The organism is Allohoeflea poritis, assembly GCF_027889715.1.
GTDB lineage: Bacteria > Pseudomonadota > Alphaproteobacteria > Rhizobiales > Rhizobiaceae > Hoeflea_A > Hoeflea_A poritis.
Genome location: NZ_JAPJZH010000001.1, coordinates 414,338 through 437,591, shown reverse-complemented (window position 1 = coordinate 437,591; position 23,254 = coordinate 414,338). Strand labels below are relative to the sequence as shown.

General features: G+C 60.9%; 27 protein-coding genes and 1 riboswitch. Of the genes, 11 read left to right on the top strand and 16 right to left on the bottom strand.

Translation table 11 applies throughout. The features are described from left to right. Window positions 1-36 precede the first annotated feature (36 nt). From OOZ53_RS02235 to OOZ53_RS02210, 6 genes are all read right to left on the bottom strand, one after another. Window positions 37-960, bottom strand: a complete 924-nt coding sequence (locus OOZ53_RS02235; protein WP_271087668.1) for a bifunctional helix-turn-helix transcriptional regulator/GNAT family N-acetyltransferase — start codon at window positions 958-960, stop codon at window positions 37-39. 96 nt (window positions 961-1,056) lie between these two features. After that, the gene (locus OOZ53_RS02230; protein ID WP_271087667.1) at window positions 1,057-1,998 is read right to left on the bottom strand and encodes an NAD-dependent epimerase/dehydratase family protein; all 942 of its coding nucleotides are present in this window, start codon (window positions 1,996-1,998) and stop codon (window positions 1,057-1,059) included. Beyond that, window positions 1,995-2,495, bottom strand: coding sequence for an RrF2 family transcriptional regulator (locus OOZ53_RS02225; protein ID WP_271087666.1), 501 nt, complete (start codon window positions 2,493-2,495; stop codon window positions 1,995-1,997). The genes OOZ53_RS02230 and OOZ53_RS02225 overlap by 4 nt, the downstream gene beginning before the upstream one ends. Before the next feature lie 259 nt (window positions 2,496-2,754). Then, a complete protein-coding gene (locus tag OOZ53_RS02220) occupies window positions 2,755-3,510 on the bottom strand; it encodes a class II aldolase/adducin family protein (protein ID WP_271087665.1) in 756 nt (251 codons plus the stop codon). Between the two features lie 149 nt (window positions 3,511-3,659). Then, on the bottom strand, window positions 3,660-4,169 hold the full coding sequence (locus OOZ53_RS02215) for a GNAT family N-acetyltransferase (protein ID WP_271087664.1): 510 nt from the start codon (window positions 4,167-4,169) through the stop codon (window positions 3,660-3,662). Between the two features lie 17 nt (window positions 4,170-4,186). Continuing rightward, window positions 4,187-4,828, bottom strand: coding sequence for a LysE family translocator (locus tag OOZ53_RS02210; RefSeq protein WP_271087663.1), 642 nt, complete (start codon window positions 4,826-4,828; stop codon window positions 4,187-4,189). 154 nt (window positions 4,829-4,982) lie between these two features. Between OOZ53_RS02210 and chrA the strand changes: the two genes are divergently transcribed. Further along, entirely contained in the window at window positions 4,983-6,278 is a 1,296-nt protein-coding gene (gene chrA / locus OOZ53_RS02205) for a chromate efflux transporter (RefSeq protein ID WP_271087662.1), read from the top strand. Continuing rightward, the gene (locus OOZ53_RS02200; protein WP_271087661.1) at window positions 6,271-7,047 is read left to right on the top strand and encodes a VOC family protein; all 777 of its coding nucleotides are present in this window, start codon (window positions 6,271-6,273) and stop codon (window positions 7,045-7,047) included. The genes chrA and OOZ53_RS02200 overlap by 8 nt, the downstream gene beginning before the upstream one ends. 18 nt (window positions 7,048-7,065) lie before the next feature. Here OOZ53_RS02200 and OOZ53_RS02195 read toward each other — a convergent pair whose 3' ends face one another. Beyond that, window positions 7,066-7,872, bottom strand: coding sequence for an AraC family transcriptional regulator (locus tag OOZ53_RS02195; RefSeq protein ID WP_271087660.1), 807 nt, complete (start codon window positions 7,870-7,872; stop codon window positions 7,066-7,068). 70 nt (window positions 7,873-7,942) lie between these two features. Here OOZ53_RS02195 and OOZ53_RS02190 point away from each other — a divergent pair, with 70 nt between their 5' ends. Then, window positions 7,943-8,539: a LysE family translocator gene (locus OOZ53_RS02190; protein WP_271087659.1), complete on the top strand. Its 597-nt coding sequence runs from the start codon at window positions 7,943-7,945 to the stop codon at window positions 8,537-8,539. A gap of 15 nt (window positions 8,540-8,554) precedes the next feature. Here the strand turns inward: OOZ53_RS02190 and OOZ53_RS02185 are convergent, their stop codons facing one another. Further along, window positions 8,555-9,139 (bottom strand): NAD(P)H-dependent oxidoreductase, encoded by a 585-nt coding sequence (locus OOZ53_RS02185; protein WP_271087658.1) that lies wholly within the window; start codon window positions 9,137-9,139, stop codon window positions 8,555-8,557. Between the two features lie 113 nt (window positions 9,140-9,252). Here OOZ53_RS02185 and OOZ53_RS02180 point away from each other — a divergent pair, with 113 nt between their 5' ends. Next, window positions 9,253-9,807 carry a sugar O-acetyltransferase gene (locus OOZ53_RS02180; RefSeq protein WP_271087657.1) on the top strand — a complete coding sequence of 185 codons (555 nt, stop codon included), beginning with the start codon at window positions 9,253-9,255 and terminating at the stop codon, window positions 9,805-9,807. A 16-nt stretch (window positions 9,808-9,823) separates the two neighbouring features. Here the strand turns inward: OOZ53_RS02180 and OOZ53_RS02175 are convergent, their stop codons facing one another. From OOZ53_RS02175 to OOZ53_RS02140, 8 genes are all read right to left on the bottom strand, one after another. Further along, window positions 9,824-10,051, bottom strand: coding sequence for a hypothetical protein (locus tag OOZ53_RS02175; protein ID WP_271087656.1), 228 nt, complete (start codon window positions 10,049-10,051; stop codon window positions 9,824-9,826). Window positions 10,052-10,054: 3 nt separating this feature from the next. Beyond that, on the bottom strand, window positions 10,055-10,492 hold the full coding sequence (locus OOZ53_RS02170; protein ID WP_271087655.1) for a hypothetical protein: 438 nt from the start codon (window positions 10,490-10,492) through the stop codon (window positions 10,055-10,057). Between the two features lie 4 nt (window positions 10,493-10,496). Beyond that, window positions 10,497-11,735, bottom strand: a complete 1,239-nt coding sequence (gene speB, locus OOZ53_RS02165) for an agmatinase (protein WP_271087654.1) — start codon at window positions 11,733-11,735, stop codon at window positions 10,497-10,499. Beyond that, entirely contained in the window at window positions 11,732-12,529 is a 798-nt protein-coding gene (locus tag OOZ53_RS02160) for an ATP-binding cassette domain-containing protein (protein ID WP_271087653.1), read from the bottom strand. The genes speB and OOZ53_RS02160 overlap by 4 nt, the downstream gene beginning before the upstream one ends. Then, window positions 12,526-13,347 (bottom strand): ABC transporter permease, encoded by an 822-nt coding sequence (locus OOZ53_RS02155; protein WP_271087652.1) that lies wholly within the window; start codon window positions 13,345-13,347, stop codon window positions 12,526-12,528. Before OOZ53_RS02155 ends, OOZ53_RS02160 begins: the two co-directional genes overlap by 4 nt. Before the next feature lie 62 nt (window positions 13,348-13,409). Beyond that, the gene (locus tag OOZ53_RS02150; protein WP_271087651.1) at window positions 13,410-14,480 is read right to left on the bottom strand and encodes a putative urea ABC transporter substrate-binding protein; all 1,071 of its coding nucleotides are present in this window, start codon (window positions 14,478-14,480) and stop codon (window positions 13,410-13,412) included. Between the two features lie 124 nt (window positions 14,481-14,604). Next, a riboswitch (guanidine-I (ykkC/yxkD leader) is annotated at window positions 14,605-14,705 on the bottom strand. Between the two features lie 326 nt (window positions 14,706-15,031). Continuing rightward, window positions 15,032-15,424: an MAPEG family protein gene (locus OOZ53_RS02145; protein ID WP_271087650.1), complete on the bottom strand. Its 393-nt coding sequence runs from the start codon at window positions 15,422-15,424 to the stop codon at window positions 15,032-15,034. Between the two features lie 88 nt (window positions 15,425-15,512). Then, window positions 15,513-16,172, bottom strand: coding sequence for a class I SAM-dependent DNA methyltransferase (locus OOZ53_RS02140; protein ID WP_271087649.1), 660 nt, complete (start codon window positions 16,170-16,172; stop codon window positions 15,513-15,515). A 106-nt stretch (window positions 16,173-16,278) separates the two neighbouring features. Here OOZ53_RS02140 and OOZ53_RS02135 point away from each other — a divergent pair, with 106 nt between their 5' ends. The 7 genes from OOZ53_RS02135 (at window position 16,279) to OOZ53_RS02105 (ending at window position 23,251) form a co-directional block, all read left to right on the top strand. Further along, window positions 16,279-16,911, top strand: a complete 633-nt coding sequence (locus OOZ53_RS02135) for a LysE family translocator (protein WP_271087648.1) — start codon at window positions 16,279-16,281, stop codon at window positions 16,909-16,911. Between the two features lie 99 nt (window positions 16,912-17,010). Next, window positions 17,011-17,397: an SH3 domain-containing protein gene (locus tag OOZ53_RS02130; RefSeq protein WP_271087647.1), complete on the top strand. Its 387-nt coding sequence runs from the start codon at window positions 17,011-17,013 to the stop codon at window positions 17,395-17,397. A 97-nt stretch (window positions 17,398-17,494) separates the two neighbouring features. Further along, window positions 17,495-18,601 (top strand): efflux RND transporter periplasmic adaptor subunit, encoded by a 1,107-nt coding sequence (locus OOZ53_RS02125; protein WP_271087646.1) that lies wholly within the window; start codon window positions 17,495-17,497, stop codon window positions 18,599-18,601. 5 nt (window positions 18,602-18,606) lie between these two features. Continuing rightward, the gene (locus OOZ53_RS02120) at window positions 18,607-21,720 is read left to right on the top strand and encodes an efflux RND transporter permease subunit (RefSeq protein WP_271087645.1); all 3,114 of its coding nucleotides are present in this window, start codon (window positions 18,607-18,609) and stop codon (window positions 21,718-21,720) included. Between the two features lie 84 nt (window positions 21,721-21,804). Beyond that, the gene (locus tag OOZ53_RS02115; RefSeq protein WP_271087644.1) at window positions 21,805-22,395 is read left to right on the top strand and encodes an RNA polymerase sigma factor; all 591 of its coding nucleotides are present in this window, start codon (window positions 21,805-21,807) and stop codon (window positions 22,393-22,395) included. Continuing rightward, window positions 22,388-22,822 carry a hypothetical protein gene (locus OOZ53_RS02110; RefSeq protein ID WP_271087643.1) on the top strand — a complete coding sequence of 145 codons (435 nt, stop codon included), beginning with the start codon at window positions 22,388-22,390 and terminating at the stop codon, window positions 22,820-22,822. The genes OOZ53_RS02115 and OOZ53_RS02110 overlap by 8 nt, the downstream gene beginning before the upstream one ends. 3 nt (window positions 22,823-22,825) lie before the next feature. Beyond that, window positions 22,826-23,251 carry a periplasmic heavy metal sensor gene (locus OOZ53_RS02105; protein WP_271087642.1) on the top strand — a complete coding sequence of 142 codons (426 nt, stop codon included), beginning with the start codon at window positions 22,826-22,828 and terminating at the stop codon, window positions 23,249-23,251. The last annotated feature ends 3 nt before the right edge of the window (window positions 23,252-23,254 follow it).

The window sequence follows — 23,254 nt, the reverse complement described above, 5'->3', positions numbered from 1 at the left end:
AACCGCCAAGGTGGAAGAGTGTTCGGCTGGCGCGCGTTACCGCCGTTGCACAAAGATCTGCTCGGTCACCTGTGTTCCCCACTGATTGCCGGAATATTCCTGCTCGAGAATGAAACCGTTCCGTTCGTAGAGATGACGGGCCGCATCGAGGCCCTTGAAGGTCCACAATCTGATTGCATCGAAATCGTGCAGGTCGCAATGCTCCAGGGCCGCATCGAGAAGGCGTTTGCCGATGCCGCTTCCACGGCCGGCTCTGTCGACCAGGAACCAGCGCAAATGCGCGGTGTTTTCGCCGAGACTCTCCCCGTCAATGGCGATCGATCCAAGCACGTGCCCTGCCGATTGCGCCGTCCAGACCTGGTTCTTCGGGTTGGCAAGACGTGTTGTGAATTCTGCAAGGCCTGCGGCGACCTTCGCCTCGAATGACGCACCGAAGCCTTCCAGCTCGTGATAGGCGAGGCTGTGCATTTTTGAGATGTGGCCGACTAAGCCCGGCTGGTATCCCGCGATGATATCGCACGCCCAGTCCGCGTCTCTGTTTTTCCCGTCCAATCGTGCCCGTTGCAGCGCATCGGCATATGCAGTCAGGCCGTCGATGATCGTTCTGCGGCCGCGTGTTTCAAGCGGGTCGAGCGCTCCGATTACCCGGTTCGTTGCGTGGCGATGGATGTCGATCAGGGTTTTTCGGCCTCTATCGGTCAACTGGAGCACCTTTGCCCGGCCATCGTACGGCGCCTCAACCTCGGAGATTTCACCGCGGCCGACGAGTTTTCGTACAAGGCGGCTCACCGTCGACTTCTCCAGCAGCAAGCTCTCGCAGAGCTGTTTTGCGGTGACGCAACGGCCTTGTTCGATCTCGAGCAGCGCGTGAACGCCGGACGCGGAGAGATCGCTTTCGGCAAGGTTCCGGTTCATGAAGCCGAGTTCGCGCACCAGCGTACGTGACGCCGAGCGGATCACTTCTATTTCACTTCCCGATTGTGTGTTTGGTGCTGTCATGTTAGTTGTATAATACAACTATATTGAGCGCTGGCAATTGCCTTTATCCGCACCCGCCTATTTCGTCGTTTCAGCGGCCATCACCATGCGTCGCCAGCCCTCGCGCTGTGACGGAACCTCCGGTCGCCAGCCCGTAACCTCCCGGAACCGCGCATTGGAAATCCGTTGGCTGCGGGAGAGTATTCCGCGCAGTTCCGGCGGTACGGCAAGCCGCAGCAGGAAACGCGGGAGGCGAACCAGCCGTTTTCTTCCGACCGCGGCAGCAAGCGCGTCGATGGCTTCGTGTTGTGTGCTTGGATCATCTTCCACAACATCATAGGTGCCGCTCGGCGCGTTCTCGGCTGCTTCCACCACGGCGGCCGCAGCGTCATCGATCCAGATCATGGACTTGTAGCTCGGCGCCGCGGCAATCGACATGGCAAGGCCTTTGCGTGCCATCTCGATTACTTGAACGCTGTCGGGTGAAGAGGGCCCGTAGAACGCGCCGAAACGCAGCACGATACCGCGTCTGTCGGTGCGGTCATCCGCAAATGACTTGACCTGTGCCTCCGCATCGAGTGTCGATTGAAGAACGCCGCAGGGAGCGCAGTCGGCACTGTCCGCCGAAATCCAGTCGGCTCCGGCGTCGCCGTAGAAGAACGAAATGCTGGGATAGACGATTGCCTTGACGCTTCCGGTGTTTTCGGCGGCCGCGATCAGATTTTTCATCCCGTCGCTTCGGATTCGGTCGTTCTCGGCCCACAAAGCCTGATTTTTTAGTTCCGAAGCAGTTGGTATGCGCGTGGCAAGATGAAGAATGGTGTCACAATCCTGGACGGCAGAGCCCAGCGAGACCGGGTCGAAAAGGTCCGCATCCAGGGGGATGGCACCTGCGCTTTGCAGCACCGAAAGGTTCGATTGCGATCTGCAGAGCGCGCGCACCTGGTGGCCGTTCTGGACCAGCCGATGAATGACGGGCCGGCCGAGAACCCCCGTGGCTCCGGTGACAAAGACGATCATGATTTCGGTGTCCTTGTATTTTCTTCAAGCCAGTTTTCGCCGAGCGGAACGATTCTGGGGTCGGCATTGGCCATGAACTCGTCTGTGATGTCCTTCATCGTCGCCTCGGCCAGCGCATCGCGATAGGCCTGTTCCGCCCGCATCATCGCACGGTTGACGCCGCAGCAGCGCGGATAGGCGCCATCGCCGAGGGCGCACGGCCCACGTCGCCTGATTTCAGTGCAGCGGAAGGCCGGGCGCTTGCCGTCCACCGCCTGGACGATGTCGAGCAGGGTGATGTCCTTGGTCTGCCGCGCCAACCGGTAGCCGCCGCGCGGGCCCGGTACGGATTCCAGTATCCCGTTGGTAACCAGCATCTTGAGATGCTTGAGCAGGTAACTTTCCGGAATGCCGTGAAACTCCGCGAGCGCTTTTCCTGAGAGCGTTGCCGATGGTGGTAAGGCTCCCAACAGCATGACGCAGTGTATGGCCCATTCAACCCCGTCACTCATCTTCATCGCAAATCTCCATATCGTGGATAAATTATATCCACGATAATCATTGTCAATAATAAAGCGGTGCGTATTTCCTGATGCGACAGCTCCGACCCGTTATCAGCCGGAGGAGCAATCGTCCCGCCTCAAATCCTCAGCGGACGAATCCTGCGGTCATCGCGTGCCGATGGCAAATGCGTCGCGGACCGGCGCATCGAAACAGCCGTCGGCCATTTGCCGATGAAGATTTGGTTGGATCGGTTGCAGAGCAGCGCCAGTGCACTCAGTCCCTGTAAGTAGGATCGGTGCGGTCGAGCATTTGTTTGAGCTGCTCGAAATGGGCGTCGGCCGCGCCGGCATAATCGTCCCATGCCGCGGCGGTCTTTTCCGCGAGGGTATCATCCATCACGTTGAGCGGCTGACCCGTTGAATAGGCAAGCACCATCGTCTTTGCGGCACGTTCGAGGAAATAAAGATCCTCGAAGGCCTTCGCCACGGTCTCGCCGGCAACCGAAACGCCGTGATTGCCCATCATCATGATGCTGTGGTTTCCGAAGGCGCGAGCAATGCGCCGCCCTTCTTCGGCCTCGTCGGCCATGCCGCCGAAGTCGAGGTCGATAGCGCAACGGTTGAAGAACCGCGCCGTGTTCTGGTCGATCGGCTTGAGCGACGGATCCTTCAGGCCGCACAACGCGGTCGCGTAAGGCGGGTGACAGTGCAACAGCACCCGTGCATGCGGGACCGCCGCGTGGACCGAGCCGTGAATGCACCAGGCGGATGGATCGGGCGCATTCTCCCGTTCCATCGTTTCCTTGTCTTCCGCGTGTAACAACAGAAGATCGCTTGCCCGGATTGCCGAGAAATGCTGCCAGCGCGGATTCAAAAGGAATGTCTTTCCGTCTTCACTGACCGCCGCAGAAAAATGATTGCCCACGGATTCGTGCCAGTCGAAATGCACGGCCAGGCGGAAAGCGGCCGCCAGGTCCACGCGAAGCTGCCACTCATGTTCGTCTGCGGCATGTAGGCTGTGCACGGCCATGTCATCCTCCCAATAGATCTTTGCTGATGCGATCGGCAACAGATTTGCCGTGCCGGCGCAATTTTGCAAACGAGAAATTCATGGCAACGCAACAAGCCATTCATGGCGCCGACGAATCGCGCATTTCAGGCTTGTGTGCTGAAGAGATCTTAATGGGCGTTATCATCAGCCGGAACGAAGTGCATCACGATGGCCGCTCCATCCTTTGACTGATGCTCTTCGATCTTCGAGAAACCCGCTTTCTCAAACGCGCGTCTTGCGCGCGCGTTTTTGACGTCAGGGTCAATCACGACACCGGTGGCACCGTCTTCAAGCAGGTTGATCGCAAGCGCTCGCAGGTAGGCTGCGCCGTGACCGGCGCCCAGCATGGCGGGCACGCCCACAAAGGTGTCGACCGCGCGCGTTCCAGGCGCCAGGTGCCGCATATGCGCCTGCGGCCAGTCATGCACGTCGTAATGCTGCGCGTAGGCGAACGGAGTATCGGCGAATGAAACGATAAGACCGACCACACTCCTGTCTTCGAGATCCTGTCGGATCAGCCCGAGTTCATGGTCCGGGTCGCCCCACCATTGCGCGACGTCCGGTGTTTGCAGCCAGCGCCGCAGCATCGGAAAGTCCGACTTGGAAACCGGCCGGAACTTGTATTGACCGCCAGGCACGTCATCGTCCTGTCAGGTTAACTGCGGCCAAGCAGGAGCTTGAATCCGGCAAAGGCGAAGAATGTCCCGAGCACACCCTGTATCCAGCGTCTTGCACGTGCGTAAACGGCCACCATGAAGGGGGTTGAAAAGGCAACCGCGTAAAGGAAATGAAAGGTCAGCGAAAGAACGGCTGTCCCGGCAACGATCGCAAACGCCACCCAAAGCGGGGCCTCCGGCCCGAGGCCAAGCGAGATGATCGCGATCCAGGCAAGTGCCGCTTTCGGATTTGTCATCTGGATGGTGAACCCGCGCACGAAATAGCCTGCCGGCGAGCGGCTGCCGCCATTGAGCGCCCTTGCAGACATATCCTGGTGCGATGCGGCCGCACGGAACGATTTGTATGCGAGCCACAGCAGATAAAGCCCGCCGACGATCTTGATCACCAACAGCGCTGACGCATAGGTCGCCAGAATGGCTGAAAGACCGAAGGCCGTCAGCAGCGCCCAGCAAAGCGATCCGAGCGAAACGCCATAGGCGAGGGCTATGCCGGACTGGCGACCGACACCCATGGATGTGCCGATTATGGCCAGTACATTCGGCCCGGGACTGGCGATGCCCAGCAGAAAGGCGGAATAGGCCAGCAGAATGCCGGGCAGGTAATCCGAAAACTGTTCCATGGGCAGGTCACCGTATAAATGTTCACATTATGTTCCAATGTTGCCATAGCCAGCGAATGCTGGCAAGAGATGCCTGCGGAAATCTTTTGCCGCCCGTCGATACCGACGCCGACGGAGCGGAGCCTCGATGCAACTTTGGCTGGGAAGCGAATTCATGACGGCGTCCGAAATGCCCGGGAGTGCTGCCAAGGCCGGCGCGTCGCTTGCCGACGTAACGGCCGCCTTTGCCCGTATCGGCATCCTGTCCTTCGGCGGACCGGCGGCGCAGATCGCGCTCATGCATCGGGTGCTGGTGGAAGAGAAGGACTGGCTGACGGAGCGGCAATATCTCAATGCACTGAGCTTCTGCATGCTGCTGCCCGGTCCCGAGGCCATGCAGCTTGCCACCTATGCCGGCTGGCGTCTGCATGGGGTTGCCGGCGGCCTGATTGCCGGCCTGCTGTTTGTCCTTCCGGGCGCGGCCATCATGCTGGCGCTTGCCGTGATCTATGCGCTCGTCGGCGACGTACCGCTGGTCAGCGCGCTGTTTCTCGGCATCAAGGCGGCTGTCCTGGTGATCGTTGTGGAGGCGCTGCTGCGCGTTGCGAAGAAGGCGCTTCACCTGCCACGCCACTGGGTGATCGCGGCGCTTGCCTTCATCGGCATTTTCTTTCTCGGCCTGCCGTTTCCCTTGATCATTCTGGCGGCCGCCCTCTACGGTTTCATCGCGGGTTCACACGAGGCCGATGACACAGAAGCGATGAGCGGACGGGTGCCGACCATGGGCACCTTGCGAACCATTGTTCTGTGGCTTGCCATCTGGTGGTTGCCGCTGCTTGCCGTCGGCGCGCTTTCCGGTGAACCGATCCTCGCCGAACTCGGCCGCTTCTTTTCCAAGCTGGCGGTGGTGACCTTCGGCGGCGCCTACGCGGTTCTGGCTTACATGGCACAGGATGTCGTCGACCAGTATGGCTGGCTTTCCGCCGGCGCCATGATGGACGGGCTCGGCCTTGCTGAAACAACGCCGGGTCCGCTTATCCTGGTCACCGAATTTGTCGGTTTCCTTTCCGCGTACGGGCAGGGCGGTTTGGCGCTCGGGATTGCCGGCGCGGTGGTAACGCTGTGGGCGACCTTCGCGCCGTGCTTCCTGTGGATATTCGCCGGCGCACCCTATATCGACTGGATCGGCGCACAGCCGCGCCTGCGCGGCGCGCTTGAAGGAATTACAGCTGCCGTCGTCGGCGTTATTCTCAACCTTTCGATCTGGTTCGCGCTGCATGTGGCCTTTAGGCAGGTGACTGCGGAACGCTACGGGCCCGTGACCCTTTGGCAGCCGGAACTGTTGTCCCTTGACTGGCGCGTCATTGTCCTGGCGCTTTTGTCGGGCGTGCTTCTGCTTCGGCTGCGCTGGGACATATTGCGGGTGCTGGCCATAGCGGCAATCGGCGGCCTGGTGTTGAGCCATGTCTGATCCCTCGTTGCGCACTTTTGCCCGGCACCGTCTCCGGGTCGCAAATGCCGAGGAACTGGTCGATTTCTACAGGGATATTCTGGGCATGCGGGATTTCGGTTCCGCCGAAAAGCCGCTGCTCGGCTATGACCGAAAACAGTGCCTGCTGGAGTTCGAGGGCGGTACGCCGGGCACGTACACGGCGCGCGCGGACGATCTTTACTGGAAGATCGGCATCACACTGCGCGATCTCGATCATGCCGTGACTTACCTGAAGCGGCAGGGCGTAGCAGTGACGGAACCGAGGCAGTTCGCCGACATCGGTTACATGAGCCATATGACGGACCCGGCCGGCTTCGTCATCGAGCTGCTGCAGCAGGGCTTTGAGGGCAGGGCGAAAGCGGTGGGCACCGGCCACGCCGTTGGCGGGCAGGCGACGCTGGCGCACATTACGCTGCGGATCAATGACATCGCCGCGGCCCGGGCCGACCTGGAAGGCCGCCTGGGCATGCGGCTGATCTCGGTTCAGCCGGTCACCGAATATGGCTTCTGCCTTTACTTCTTTTGCTGGAGCGGAGAGCCGCTGCCGGAACCGGACCTGGAAGCCGTCGCCAACCGCGAATGGCTCTGGGCAAGGCCCTACACGCTGCTGGAATTGCAGCATGTCTTCGCCGGCAATGTCAGAGCGCCTGCGGTCGATGGCAAGGAGCCGGGATTTGCAGCTTTTGGCTGGCGCGACGGCTCCGAAATCCGATATCTCGGCCCGGAGGACATGCGCAACTGGCTGTGACCGAGCGGCTGGTCTTGCTTAGGCCTGCAAGGCCCTCCACAAACCGGGCGACAGGCCGAAAGCGCCGCGGAACTGACGTGTCATGTGGCTCTGATCCGCAAAACCGGACAGAAGTGCCGCGTCGGCCAGCGGCTTGCCTGCGCTGATATGGCTCTTCGCGACGTCGAGCCGCCGCAGCGTCACAAACCGGTGTGGCGAAATACCGAATGCCCGCCGGAATTGCCTGGCCAGTTCGAACCGGCCGATGCCGTGAACCTTTTCAAGTTCGGCCATGGAAACGGTGTGCGGCGATATCTCGAGCAGATGATCCCGGACCTGCCGCATAAGCCGCCTGTCGGTTTTGTCGGAGGACGGACGGGCACAATCCGAACATTCCCGCAATACATCGGCGAGATGCGTGAGAGCCTCCGCCTCGAACAGAGGATCTCCGCTTTCGGCCGTATCGGGAAAAAAGTCCTTGATCGCGCGCTCCAGCTTTCCGTCCGCCGAAACCGCGCCGCAGACAAAGGGCAGCGCGCCACCGCCCAGCGCATCGGAGATCCGTTGCGGGTCGATATAGGCGATGCGATAACCGTAACCGCCGCTGTCTCCCTGTCGCCCGTCATGCAGTTCGTCCGGATGAAGAACGAACACGTCCCCCGGCCGTGCGTGGTGGCCGGTACCACGGTACCGGAATGTCTGGACCCCGTGCGTCGTGTAGCCAATGGCATAGGTGTCGTGACGGTGGGGCGAAAACGCGATGTCACGGAAAAAGGCGCGCGCGTGCTCGATGCCCGGCGAGCCGGCGAACAAGTTGAAAACACTCTGCTTTTGTCCTGCGCTCATCTGCACGATCGTTCAAGACGCCATGGTGGCGGTGGCGTTATTCTCGCCGTGATTTCGTACGGAGGCAACGGTGCGCGAACTGATCCTGCTTTTGCTGGCGGCGATTCCCTTGATGGGCAGTCCAGGCCCCGCAACGCTGAGCCTGGCTGCGACCGGCGCTGCGTTCGGCACGCGGCGCGGTCTGCCTTATCTTTACGGCATCGTCGCCGGAACGACATTGGTCCTGTTTTTGATCGCGACCGGCGTGACCGGCCTGTTGCTTGCCAGCCCGGTTCTGGTTCACCTGATAACAGCCGCTGCCGCAATCTATATTCTGTACCTTGCCTATCGGATCGCCACCGCCCCGGTCATTTCCGAGCAAGGGATGACGGGCAAGCCGCCCGGATTTCGCGGCGGACTTGCGCTTGCCGTGGCGAACCCAAAGGCCTTTGCCGCAATCGGCGCGGTTTACTCAGGCTACGGGCTGGTGCCGGCGGAACCGGTTCTCGACGCGATCGCCAAGTTGGTCGCACTCACCCTTGTGATCGTTCTGGTGAATACGACCTGGCTGGCCCTTGGCTCCGCCTTTTCTGCCGCCTTGAAGAACCCGAGGGCCGGCCGCGCCATCAACGTGACATTCGCGCTGTTGCTCGTATTTTCTGTAGCGAGCGCCGTACTTGCCGGTTAGCCGGCGCCCGGAGATCTATTGTGCCGCGCGGCCGAGCTTCCGCATCTTGTCGAACCAGGCTTGCCGCTTGGCGTCGCTTGCCTGCTCGACCATGCCGAAAAGGGTGCTGCGGATCGGCTTGATGCCGACAAAACCAAGGATATTGCGCTGCAGGCTCTTCAGGCTGTGCGCCATGAAATAGTAGCGATAGGCCAGCGCGGGCATACCCATGGTGACGACGATCCGCGCTGATTTGCCTTTCAGCTGTGCCTTTGGAAAACCCTCGCCCTGGCTCATGACGACGCCCGGTCGGAGGACCTGCTCGAGAAAGCCTTTGAGAAGCGCAGGCATGGTGCCGAGCCAGAGCGGATAGATGATCACCAAATGGTCCGCTTCGAGGCAGTTTCCTTGCGCATCCCGGAGACCCTCCGGCGTGCCGTCGGCGCCGGTATCCCATTCCGCCTGGCTGCGCAGCAGCGGAAACTGCAGTTGACCGACCGCGATGGTCGTGACCGCGTGTCCGGCATCGCGGGCACCGTCCGCATAGGCTTCCCCAAGGGCATGACACAGCCGGTTTTCCGCCGGATCGGGGTGCCCCTGAATGATTGCGATCTTCGCCATGTCCATTCGCCTTCTCGGGTTTCGGATGAAATTCCTACAGGACAAAGGCCGGCGCGTTCTTGACCCAGAGCAAAGCTTGACGAAATTTGTGATGAAGGGAACCGGGAGGCTTCATGGCGACGGAACGGGAAAAAATGCAGGCAGGTCAAATGTACTGCTGCGTGGACGACGAGCTCGAAGGCCTTCGCCAGCGTGCCTATGCCGCCGTTCACAATCACAATATGATGAGCCCGCAGGAACGCGGTGACATTGCGCCCGAACTGAAATCGCTGCTCGGCAAGGCGGGCGAGGGCATTCGCCTGGAAGCGCCGTTTCACTGTGCTTACGCAATCAACCTTTTCCTGGGGACTGGAGTCTACATGAACGTCGGATGCGTCATCCTCGATACCGCCCCGGTACGCATCGGATCCGGAACCATGCTGGGGCCGGGCGTTCATATTTACTGCGCCGAACACAGCAAGGATGCCGCCGAGCGTGCCGCGGGACTGGAAGTCGCGAAGCCGGTCACGATCGGCGAGAATGTCTGGATCGGTGGCGGCGCGATCGTCCTCCCTGGCATCACGGTTGGCGACAACGCCATCATCGGGGCGGGCAGCGTCGTGACCCGCAACGTCGCGGCCGGTGCCACCGTTGTCGGCAATCCGGCCCGCCCGGTTGAGAGGAGTTGAACTCGGCGTGTGAGCGTCAGCGCCGCCGGTTCCGGATCAGTGCCGGCAATACAAACCGTGCGAAGCCGATGCCCGCAACAGACACGGCAACAAGCAGCAAAGCCAGATGAAACGGCGACGAGACGATGTGCGCGAAAGCACCCGCAGCGTCGAAGCCGGTATGGCCACCGGGATGGGCAAAGGCCGTCACCGGCGCGGTCAGCACCGTCGAAACGGTCACTGCATGTTTTGAGAAATTACGCATGATTTATCCTTCCTGTTTGTGCGTTCTGTCTTTGAGCATCGTGGAGAGATCGATATCGGCGCGCTCCGTGAGCGACACATAGGTGAATGTCATGGTTTCGCGTGCGCTCACCATTTCGCCGGGATAAGGCAGGTACACCAGTTCCCGTGAGCCGAAGGCCGGCGATCCTGTGCCGATCTGCCAGTTCGAGGTGATGTTTACGTCGACAAGGTGCATTTTCAGGCCGTCGGTTCCCCGGCGGTGAAACGGAATGCCGGAAATGCGCAGATAGCTTGTCTTGTCTTCGGCACGCCGGAAGCCGTCCAGAAAGGCGGTTGTCAGCACCTTGAGCTCTTCCAGCCTTTCCTGGTCGCCGCCGCCATGCACATGGGAGTGCAGATGATCGTGGTGGGTGTGATTGTGCCCCGGCCCGTGATGGTGATGTGTGTGTTCCCTTGTCATCGGATTATGCCACCTCCGGGCCGGCCGGAATGCTGACCGGCTTGTCGATGATCGACCGGTGCGCGCCCATCTTGCCGTGTGAGACGAGCGTACCCAGCACGTCCACGATCACACGCGTTGCAAGCAGCGCGGTGATCTCGGACTGGTCATAGGGCGGCGATACCTCGACCACCTCAAGACCGCAAATCCCCTCGGCTGCAACCAGCGAGACGAGTTCGAGCGCCTCACGCGGCAGGAAGCCGCCCGGTTCCGGCCAGCCCGTGCCCGGCACGAAGCCGCAATCGACACTGTCGATGTCAAACGAGATATAGACCGCATCGGCATCCTTCCATGCCAGCTCGAGAGCACGCGCTGCCGTTTCGGCAAGGCCCAGTTCCTCGACATCGCGCATCGTGAAGATGTTGGTGTTGCGTTCGCGGGCGACCTCAACACCTTCACGCGGCACCTGCCAGCCGCCGATCCCGATCTGGACCAGATTGACGGCCGGAACATTGGCAAGGTCGGTCGCATGGAACCAGGGGGTCGTGTGCATGCGCTCGTCGAGGTCCTTTTCCTGGATATCGATGTGCCGGTCGAAATGGACGATGCCGATGCGTTTCGACGTGCATTGCGCAATGCCGCGTACGCAGGGAAATCCGATTGAATGGTCGCCGCCGATCATGACGGGTAGGGCGCCGGACGATGCCACATGGCTGACGGCGCGGGTAATCTGGTCGAATGTCTTTTCGATATTGGCCGGGATTGTGAAGACATCGCCGACATCGCAAAGGGTCATCTGTTCGCGGAGGTCGACACCCATCTCGTAATTGTAGGGCGTGTAGAGCGCCGAGATCTTGCGTACGCCCTGCGGGCCGAACCGCGTGCCGGGCCTGTAAGTCGTGCCGCCATCGAAGGGAATACCGATGACCGCCGCGTCGTAGGCGCCGACCCTGGTGACATCCTCGATATAGGGTGCCTTGAGGAAGGTATTGATGCCGGCATAGTGCGGCAGTTCTCCGCGCGCAAAAGTCGGAATGGATTTGTCGGTCAGCGATTCCGCGCCGGTCAGGCCCATGCGCAGCGCCCACTGCTTTTCCTTTTCCCATGCCGCCGAAGGAAGGTTCGCTTCCGCCTCGGCGGATTTCCAGCCGCGCAACTGCAGCTTGTCGAAATCAGGATGGTGATTGCGTTGAATGGGCGTTTTCGAGCTTATGCCGGCATGCTTGGTGATGCGGTCCGGTCTGGATGCAAACAGGTCTTTCATGTGAGGGGTCCTTTGGTTTGGTCCGGCCGCGCCGGAAACAGCTCATCGGCTTCCGGCGCGTTGGTGTTGTCGTCCTTGAGGGAAAGGTCGTAGGTGATTGTTGCTCCGAAGGCGTCCGGCTGATGCGGGTCGTGGCGCACCTTGTCGAAAACGAGCATGCGCGTTCCGAGTTTGAAGGCTTCATGGATGTCGTGGGTCACCATGAATATGGTCATGCCCAACTCCTTCCAGAGCTGCCTGAGAAGCGCGTGCATATCCGAACGGATACCCGGGTCGAGCGCGCCGAAAGGCTCGTCGAGAAGCAGGATCTTCGGTTTTTTCAGAAGCGCCTGGGCGATCGCGAGGCGCTGCTGCATGCCGCCGGAAAGTTGCGCGGGATAGCGCTTTCTCGCGGACGACAGGCCGATTTTTTCAAGCGTGTCTTCAATCGCTTCGAGAGCCGATGCACGGGCCTTGCCCATAAGGCGCCCGGTGAGTGGGGCATGCTGGAACTCCGTAGCCAGAAGAAGATTCCCTTCCACCGTCAGATGGGAGAATACGGAATAGCGTTGAAAGACGATGCCCCGGTCCGGTGTCGGCTCATCGGCGATCGGCTCATTGGCGATCTTGATCGTCCCACCCGTCGGCCGCTCCTGCGACAGCAGCATGCGCAGGAAGGTGGACTTGCCGCAGCCCGACGCCCCGACGATGGTGCAGAACGTTTCGGATTCGACATCGAGATTGACCCGCTCAAGAACCAGCGTTTCGCCATATGCCTTTGACACGTTTCTGACGGAGATCAGGACATCGCTCACAGGCTGTCTCCTTCCAGGTGATCCCAGGGGAAGGCGCGGCGGGAAAGCCACCGCAGCAGCCGGTCGATGATGAAAGCGAGCAATGTGATCCAGACGACGTAAGGCAGGATGATATCCATCGCCAGGTAGCGGCGGACGAGGAATATCCGATAGCCGAGCCCGGTCGTCGAAGCGATGGCTTCGGCCGATATCAGGAAGATCCAGGCCGGCGCCAGCGCCAGCCGAAGCGATGTGATCAGGCGCGGCAGCGTTTGTGGCAGTACCACACGGAACAGCATCTGCAGGACGCTGGCGCCGAGCGTTTCGGCCTTGATGATCAGTTCGCGCGGAATATCCATCACCGCCTGCGCGGTCGCCCGGGTCATCACCGGAGCGGTGCCGATAACGATGAGGGCGATCTTGGCGGCCTCGCCGAGTCCGAAAATTATGAACAATATGGGCAGCACCGTGACCGGCGGGATCAGTGAAAACGTCGCAATATAGGGAGCGAGCGCGCTTCGTGCGTGCGGAATGAAGCCGATCATAAGTCCGATGCTCAGCGCGAACAGCGTAGCAAGCGCCATGCCGAACCCGAGACGCCAGAGGCTGTCGGCTGTGTCGATCCATAAAAGCAAGTCGCCGGAGCGGCGGTCCGGCACGAATGCCATGCGATAGAAGCTAGCGCCCATATCACCGATCGAGGGCAGCAACTTGTCCGACGGATTGTCCAGCCGCCGGTAGTGGCTGGCGATCATATAGGCCGCCGCGGTCACTGCGAAAGGAAGCAGGCCGAGGTAGAAATTGGTCAGCCGGGAGGGGTTTCGATTGATGATGCGCATAGGTGGCACGCCTTGTTGAGCGCTGCCCGCCGGCCGGACCGGCGGGCAACTGCGATTGACCGTTACATCGCGCCTTCAGCGGCCATTTGCATGTAGCTCGTGTCGAAACGCAGCTTCACATTGTTGGTGTCGCCATAGGTGCTGCCGTCGGGGAATGCGACGCCAACGAATTCCGGACTTGGCGCTCCTTCGCCGAGGATGCCCTTGTCGAACAGGAACTCGGCAACGAACTTCATCGTCTTCGGAAGGTCCGCAGACTTTGTGAACGCAACCGCATCGGCCGGTGTGTAGAACATCCTGGTCGTGCCGAGCTGCGCCTCGTATCCGGCCAGATCCGTGCCTGAAGCTGCCGCCATTTCCTCAAGCGCCTTCTTGCCCTCGGCTGTGCCTGAAGCCATCAGTTCGAGCACTTCGTACCAGGCGCCGACAAGCGCCTTGCCGAAGGCCGGGTTGTCCTTGAGCGTTTCGGTATTCACCATCATGATGTCGATGATCTCGCCGGGAATGCCGGAACTGTCGAACACAGGATTGGCGTTCGGCTGTGCGGCGATCTCGGAAAGCAGCGGATTCCAGGTCACCACGGATGTGACATCCGCTGTCGCGTAGGCGGCGACCATGTCGGCATCCGACGTGTTGACAACGGTCACGTCCTTTTCGGAAAGGCCGACGCTGTCGAGCGCGCGCGCAAGCAGATAGTGGGATACGGACAGTTCGACGAGGTTGACGTTCTGGCCCTTGATGTCGGCAAGTGCCGATTTGTCTTTCAAGACGATACCGTCATTGCCGTTCGAGTAGTCGCCGACAATCAGCGCGGTCGTTTCGACGCCGCCGCCGGCCGGGATCGACAGGGCGTCCATATTGGTCATGGAACAGCCGTCATACGCGCCCGCGGTATACTGGTTGATGGATTCGACATAGTCGTTGATCTGTACGATTTCGACATTGATGCCGTACTTGTCCGCCCATTTCTTCATGATGCCGCTGTCCTGCAGGTAGCCCCAGGGCATCCAGCCGACATAGATGGACCAGCAGACCTTGAAGTCGGATTTCTCCTCGGCAAGGGCAGGGGTCTGCGCAAGCGGCAGCGCCACGACAGAAGCCACGCACAGGCAACGGAACAGTCTCTTTAACATCGGTTTTGCGCCTTTCCTTTTTCAAGCCGCCGGCGTGGCGGCCACCGCTTCTTGCGAAACGGTTGGTTGATGAAGGATTTGCGCACGACCGGGAGGAGGTTTGCGTGCGCAAACCTGTGCAGTTGTCTCCCGGGATTTTGGCCCGCCGTGTCACCGGCTTCTTGCCGGCTTGCGCCTCTCGGACCAGCGTTTCGATGCGAAACCGGAACCCTAGGCGCGCTGCACGAAATTAGAAAAGCAAGCAGCGTGCCAGATGAAAGAAAGCTGATATATCGAGGGAATGGGCGGTTTTCAGCCGCCACTCTGGTCAGCGATTGTGCAAAATCACCGCCTTGCACAATTTATGCGCAGCGCCCCCAAAAAACCAGCGCGCCTTTGAAACAGGTCAGTTCGGCAAGCGCATCCGTGGGATTGCTCGCGTACAACCGGTCAGAACTCACGCATCGCTGCCCGACTTCGGCCCGGCACCCATTACGCGGCCGTTCGCCACTACAACCCGCAATGCACCGGTGAATACCGGATCATGGCGACGGCTTGGTGATCCGTTCCCTTCACAGGGACTGATAGAGGCCGAGGACCAGATTGAGCATGGCCGCAATGATCAGGGCGGTGAAGGTCAGGCCCATGCCGAGCGTCCGCGAGCCCGGAACCTCCGGTTGCCGGCTCACGCCATAGGCGTGGATCAGCCGGCCGGCGGCGAGGATCAGGCCGATGATTGCGGCGATCCATGGCGGTGCCGATTGCAGCTCCGCCAGGGCCATCAGCAGCAGTCCGAGCGGCACGTATTCGGCGAAGTTCGCATGGACCCGGATGGCTCGCAGCATTTGTGTATCGCCGCCGTCACCAAGCCCCACTCGCGCGGTTCTGCGGGTCGTGATCACGCGGACGGCCAGATACACGTAAAACAGGGTCAGGCCGCCGGCAAAAATAGGTGTGACATACATCGCGGCAAAGGCTCCCGTGGTCGGTTCGCCTCTGCATTACGAACAACAGGCCAGATCGGATTACCGGCGTTTGCTCGAAGCGGCATTCCTAAAGCGCCGCCTGATAGGCCCAGAAGTGGCCAGCGCCGTCGCTTGTATAGTGCGCGTCTTCAACCTGCTCGAGCAACTGCATGCGGCCCGCGGCGATAAGCTTGCCAACGACGTCGCGGTAGTTGGATTCCTCGAAATACTGCACACGCGTCGACAGGGCGATCAGGCCGCCGGGCTTAACGAGGTTCAGCAGGATTTCGAGCGCTTCCGGCGGCACATGGCCGAGCGTGAACACGCCCACGGATATGATCGCGTCGAACGATTTGCGTTCATAGCGCTTGTCTGCCGTCATCATGTCAACGCCGCCTGTGGCGCTTCTGTAGCAGCCGCGTTTTTCCGCACGCTGCGCCATTTCCGGCGACAGATCGAAGCCGTGAATGTCCTGAAACCCCTTCTTGAAAAGGGCTTCTCCCGAAAGGCCCGTGCCGCAACCTGCGTCAAGGACCCGCAATGCATCGCGGCTCGCCGCCTGCAGGCGGTCCGCGTGCCTGTCGACAAGGTCGGCGACGATGCGCGGCCCCGCATAGGCGATGTCGACGACATCATCGTCATATTTGTGTGCCCAGGTGTCGTAGAAGTCCCGGATGGTCTCCGGATTTCCGTCAAGATTGAGCGCCGCGTCGACAACCTCGTGATCGGATTTCGATTTCCTGCTCATGCGACACTCCGCGGTTTCTGGTCGGGGCCTTGCCCGCTTTGGAAAAATGAGGATAGCCTTATCTTCACAGGCGGTGCAAATTGCCTGGCGATGGGAGAATGCAGTGATGGGTGAGTGGCTGGTTCTGGCGGCGGTTTTCGCGATCTTCCTGCCGGCGCTGGTGCTGCCGGGGCCGGATTTCATTGCCGTGGTGCGTTCGTCGATGACGCACGGAACGGGCGCGGGTCTGATGACGACATTGGGCGTATCGACAGGACTCGCATTCTACGCAACGCTAAGCCTGATGGGGCTTTCAGCCATTCTCGTGGATTACCAGTGGCTTGCCTGGACCGTCAGGATATTGGGTGGCTGCTATCTTGCCTGGCTCGGCCTGAGATTGCTGTTTGCGAAACCCGAAACCATCGATGTTTCCGAAGGCCTGGAGAGGAAAAAGGGTAGCCCGTTCCTGTTCGGTTTCCTCGTCACGCTGACCAATCCGAAGGCGATCGTTTTGTTTGCCAGCGTCTTCGCAACCGCCGTTACCGCTGCCACGCCGGCCTGGCTGATGATGGCGATGATTGCGCTTGTCTTTTTCAGTGCGTTGCTATGGTACGCGCTGGTCAGCCTCTTCATGTCTTCGGCGCCGGTGATGCGGCGGTTTCAGAACGCCCGGCACTGGATAGAGCGCGCCGCCGGCGTGTGTTTCATCGCCATTGGCGGGCGCATCCTTGCCGACGCCCGCAATCCGGTGTCGCCCTAGGGACACGTGGCGCAAGATTCCGATCCTCGTATGCTCGGCAGGAAGCGGCATCTGATCCCCATTGTGATAAAACAGGAAAAATTCTGAGGAGGCAGACAGATGAAGAAATTGCTTTGTGGTTTGCTGCTTGCCACTGGCGCACTTGCCGCAGGATTTGCGGTTGCCGGCGATGAACTGGATGTGCCCGTCATGATGTGGTCGGACGGGGACCTCGACACCTGCAGCCTCGGCGCCGTCACCGGCCTTGATCCGAATGGCGACAATTTCCTGGCGGTGCGGGCAGGGCCCGGGACCGGGCACCGCATGCTCGACAAGATCCATACGGACGACGAGGTTTGGATTTTCGACGAGAACAATGGCTGGTTCGGCGTCGCCTATGGTTCTCCGAACATCTCCTGTTCGCCAATCCGCGGCAACAGACCCTATGACGGACCCGGCTCGACCGGATGGGTGTTCGGCAAATATGTGAAGATCATCGCGGGGTAACCCGTTCGCCTTCATTACAAAAGTTTAATGCGTTCCGCGCGACCAGAAGTCTCTGCCCGCCCGTTTTAAGGACAGATTTGTCTTGGAGACGGGCGACATGGCCTTTTGGAAGCAGACTGTTATATCTCTGATTTTGCTGATGGTTTTTGCCATCGGCTTTGTCCTGTTCTCGTATGGGCCGAACATGATCCCCGGCCTTTCATCAAACACCGCCACTGCCGGCATTCCAGGCAGCGGACAGACACGCGAGCGCCTTGCGCCGCTTGTCGTTCTGTCCCCTGTGGAAGCCGGCACGATGGATGACGCCGTGAAGTCAATCGGAACGGCCCGTGCGATCGAACAGGCGACGCTTTATCCGGAAGTCTCCGGACGGGTTTCTCAGGTCCATGCCGATGCCGGCCAGCGGGTTGAACAGGGTGACGTCATCGTCCAGCTCGACGATCAGGTTCAGCGCCTTGCGGTTGACCGGGCACGCCTGGCGGTCGATGACGCCGAGGCACAGGTCGAGCGCTTCGAGGCGCTTGCCGCACGCAATACGGTCTCGGATGTTCAATTGAGTGAAGCGGTGCTTGCGCTTTCCAACGCCCGGCTCGACTTGCGGGAGGCCGAGGACGCGCTGGCAAGGCGTGCGCTCGTCGCGCCCTTTTCCGGAGAGATCGGACTGATTGATGTGGGCATCGGCGATTTCGTGACGACGACGACGCCTGTTACGACGCTCGACGAACGCCGGACACTGCTGATCGAGTTCCGCGTGCCGGAGCGCTTTGCCAATCAGATCGAGCACGGTCAGTCCATGTCGCTCTCGACGCCGGCTCTGCCGGGAATTGACCTGGAAGGCACCGTCAGCGGTATGGACAGCCGCATCGACACGGTGTCGCGCACGCTGACGGTGCAGGGAACGGTCGTCAATGACGATGACCTGATCCGGCCGGGCATGTCGTTTGAGGTAGCGCTTTCCTTTGCCGGAAACAGCTATCCGAGCGTTCCGGCCCTGGCCGTCCAGTGGGACCGCGACGGATCGTATGTTTTCAAGGCGAACGGCAACACTGCGGAGCGCACCGCCATATCCATCGTCGCGCGCAAGGACGGGCAGGTTCTGGTCGAAGGCGACATTGCGGCCGGAGACGATGTCGTCACCGAAGGCACCAATTCCGTCCGCCCGGATCAACCGTTCCGCATACCTGCGTCGGCAGAGGGAGCGTGATAGCCATGTCCAGGATTACAGAAGAGCTGAGGGGGCTTCCGGCATTCTGCGTGCGCCGTCCGGTGTTCGCAATCGTCATCAATCTCCTCGTCATTATAGCCGGTCTCGCCGCCATCACGGCTGTGGAGATACGCGAACTGCCGAGCACCGACCGCCCGGTGGTCACCATCCGAACAACCTATTCCGGCGCGACGCCCGAGACGGTCGACACCACGGTGACCTCCGTCCTTGAAGGCGCCGCGGCGCGCACGCCGGGTGTTGCCTCGATATCCTCAAGTTCAAGCTTCGGTTCCAGCCGCATAACCGTCGAATTCTCGCCATCCGTCGATGTCGACACCGCGGCCAACGACCTGCGCAATGCCATTGCGCGATCGGAACGGCTGTTGCCGGACACCGCCGACACGCCGCTGGTCATCAAGGCCAATGATGATGACAGTCCGATCATCAGGCTGGCCGCGACCACCGATCGTTTGCCGATCGAGGAACTGACTCAGATTGTCGACAACCAGATCATCGACCGGCTTTCGGCTGTTCCCGGTGTCGGCGACGTCACGGTCTTTGGCGACCGGCAGCCGGTCTTCAAGATTGATCTGGATCTCATGGCGCTGGCAAGCCGTGGCCTTTCGGCGGCTGATGTCCGATCCGCAATCGAACGCGTAACGGCCGATACGCCCGCAGGTTCGCTCTCCACCGGAGGCACGGAGATCCTCGTGCGCACCGATCTGAACGTCGGGTCGGTAGCCGATATCGAGGAATTGCGTATCGACGATCATACGCGGGTCGGCGATGTTGCGGATGTCTCCTACGGACCGGACGAGCGCACATTCTATCTGCGCGCCGATGGCAAGACCGGTATCGGCATCAATATCGTCCGCCAGGCGCAGTCCAACACGATCGAGATTTCTCAGGGCGTGGAACAGGCGGTTGCGGAACTGCAGCCGGTTTTGCCGGACGATGTCGATCTGCGCGTGACGTCGGACGATGCGGTTTTCATCGGCGCCGCCATACAGGAGGTCATCAAGTCACTGCTGATCTCGACCGCCATCGTTGTCGCCGTGATCTTCCTGTTCCTACGGACGGCCGGCGCGACGATTATTCCGGCGGTGACGATACCGGTTGCCCTGATCGGCACGGTTGCCACCATCTGGCTCGTCGGTTTCTCCTTAAACATACTGACGCTTCTGGCGCTGCTGCTTGCCACCGGCATGGTCGTCGATGACGCCATCGTCGTGCTTGAGAATATCGTGCGCCGGCGGCGTGAGGGCGATGGCGGGCGCGCGGCCGCCGTTCGCGGCACCCGCGAGGTCTTCTTTGCCGTGCTCGCGACGACGGCGACCCTGGCGGCGGTTTTCATCCCGATATCCTTCCTGCCGGGCACCGTCGGCCAGCTCTTTTCGGAATTCGGCTTCGTGCTTGCCATTGCCGTAGCCATCTCGTCCTTCGTGGCGCTGACCCTGGTGCCGATGCTTGCCTCCCGCCTTGCCGCGAATGTAGCGGACGATGATCGTGTCACCTGGCTGGAGCGGGTCGGTTCGGTATTTGCGAATGGCTACCGTATGCTGCTGCGCGCGGCCATGGCCGCCCCGATGATCGTGCTGGTCATAAGCATTATCTTTTCCGGCTTTTCGTACCATCTGTTCAATAACCTGCCGCAGGAAATCACCCCGCGTGAGGACCGTGCGAGCATCCCGATAGTCGTGCAACTGCCGCAGGGAACCGACCTCGAGATCGCCAATGAGAAAATGAAGCAGATCGAGGCGATCGGTGAAGACCTGATGGCGGCGGGCGAGGTCGACTCACTGTTCAGCATTGTCGGCATGCAGGCATCGAACCGCGGTTTCATCATCTTCCGTCTGGTCGACTGGGATGCCCGCGACCGCAGCCAGTCCGAGATCGTTGCCGACATAAATCGTCAACTGGCCGAGATACCGGGCGTGTCCGCTTTTGCGCGCCAGCCGAACACGCTGGGCCTTCGTGGCGGCGGCAGCGGACTGCGCTTTGCGCTGACCGGTTCGAACTACGATGTTCTGTCCGATGCGGCCGACGATCTGACGCGCGCCATGGCGGACCGGTTTGAGGGGCTGGGCAATTTCGATATCGGATACGACACGACCCAGGCGGAACTGTCGGTTCGGGTCGATCGCGACCGGGCGCGCGAGCTCGGCATCGATCTCGACGATCTTTCGTCGTTCGTTTCCATCGCCCTGGATGGACGCGAGATTGCCGAGATCCACCAGGACGATAATGCCATCCCGGTGATGCTCTCGCTCGGCGAACGCGCCATCTACGATCCAAGCGACCTGGAGAACCTCTTCGTTAGTACCCGTGATGGGACGATGGTGCCGATCTCGACTGTCGTCGAGATCGAAGACACGGCGGTGGCACCGCAATTGACACGCGAGGAGCGTATGCGCGCTGTGCCGATCTCCGTGCCATTGGATGCGGACTACGACCTGGAAAGCGCTATTGCCGACATGAAGCAAACCGCCGAGGAAGTCTTGCCGACCGGTGTCGAGGTGACCTTGCTGTCGGAAGCCGCCTTGCTGGAGGAAACCTCCACCGGCATGGGGCTCGTCTTCATCTTCGCCATCGTCATCGTGTTCCTTGTCCTCGCGGCGCAGTTCGAGAGCTTTGTCAGTTCCATCATTATCCTGCTGACAATCCCCTCGGGCGTCGCGGCGGCGGTCATGGCAATCGGCCTGACCGGCGGAACGATCAATGTCTACAGCCAGATCGGCATCATCCTCCTTGTCGGGATCATGGCCAAGAACGGCATCCTCATCGTCGAATTCGCCAACCAGCTGCGCGAACAGGGGCTGAGCGTGCGCGAGGCCATCGAGGGCGCCTGCATGCGCCGGCTGCGGCCGGTCATGATGACCATGATCTCGACCGTGCTCGGCGGTTTGCCGCTCATCCTGGCCTTCGGCGCCGGTGCGGAGGCGCGCACGGCGCTGGGGTGGACCATCGTCGGCGGCCTCGGCTTTGCGGCCGTATCGACACTGTTCCTGACGCCGGTCGCCTACAACCTTCTCGCCGGGCTGAGCAAGTCGCGCAATGCAGACGAGCAACGTCTGATCGAAGAACTTGAAACCAGCGGAAAGGAGACCGGCGCAGCCTGACGGAAAGTCCCGCGACACGTTTGACTGCGAAGGGGACGGCTTGATAGCCTGACGGCTCATCTGGCACGAGGCGGAAGGCCATACATGTCCCCATTCCAGTCGGACGGCTCGGTTCGCAAGGACGGCGAACTGATGCGCCGCATCGCCGCGGGCGATACCGGTGCGCTGCGCCAGATCATGGACGTGCAAGCCCCGAGACTGACCAGACTGGCGCTTGGCATTGTCGGCCGCCTCGACGAGGCCGAGGATGTGGCACAGGAAACGCTGCTCGCGCTTTGGAATGCAGCGCCGCAATGGCAGGAAAAATCAACGGTCGGCGCCTTTCTGCGCACGGTTGCGACACGCAAATCCATCGATTTACTGCGCAAGCGGCAAAGCCAGGTCGAAGACTTTGAATTCGACCGGTTGCTGGATCCGGGGCAGGGACCCGAAGCCGAACTCGAAAAACGCGAGGATCTGGCGCGGCTGGCCGAGATGATGGCGGCCTTGCCGGAAAACCAGCGAACGGCGCTGGTGCTGGCGCATTTCGAAGGTCTCAGCCACGCCGAAGCGGCCGAAACAATGGAACTGGGTGTGGATGCCTATTCATCGCTTCTGGCAAGAGCGCGGCGTGCCCTCAGGCAAAAGTTCGAAGGGGCGGAGATGGAAAAAGGAGGTGATGATGACCATGGATGACAGATTAGAACAACTCATCGACCTTCACGGTGCGGATCTGAATTCCTGGCCGGACCGGGAGCTTGCCCAGGAGGCCCGCCAGGCGGCGATGAGCGATCCACAGTTCCGCCGCAGGCTGGATGCTGCCAGACGCGTGGACAAATCCCTTTCGGCACTCGCCTCCGCGCTGGATGACAGCACGGCCATGCGCACCAGTTCATCGGCGATGCAGGCAGCTCTCCTCGATCGGATCGATGCGCAGGCGCAGAGGCGTCGTGCTTTCTCGTGGCGCAGCCTCAGCCGCCTGGCAGCCGGCATTGTGGTCGCCTGCGGTCTCGGCATCGGGGTCGGGCAGATCATCCCGGATCAGGATATTGCGCAAAACGACGCCTTTGACGAACTGTTGCTCGGCTCTGGTGACAGCACTGCCGGACCACGGAGCGGATAGATCATGAGCAGACAGCGCCTATTGATTGGAACACTTGTCGTATCGTTGCTGGCAAACGCGTTTTTCATCGGATTTGCCGCGACACGCATGCTGGATGAGCCGGACACCAAGCGGCAGGGCGGTATCCTGCGCGGTGTCAGCCATCGGCTGACGAAGAATCTCGACGAGCCGGCCCGCCTTCAGATCGCTGGCGCGCTGGACGCGGTAACCCCGCAATATGAAGAGAGCCTGCAGGCGCGCCGCGAAAATTACAGCCGCCTGCGCGGCCTCCTTGCCGCATCCGAACCGGATCGCGCGGCGATTGACACGGTGCTTGGCGACATGACCGAGCAGTCCTCCGGGCTTGTCCTGGCGGTGCATGAAGAGGTAATCGAAGCGATCCTGGAACTGCCCGCGAACCAGCGTGCACAAATCGCCGATGAAAACTGAGGG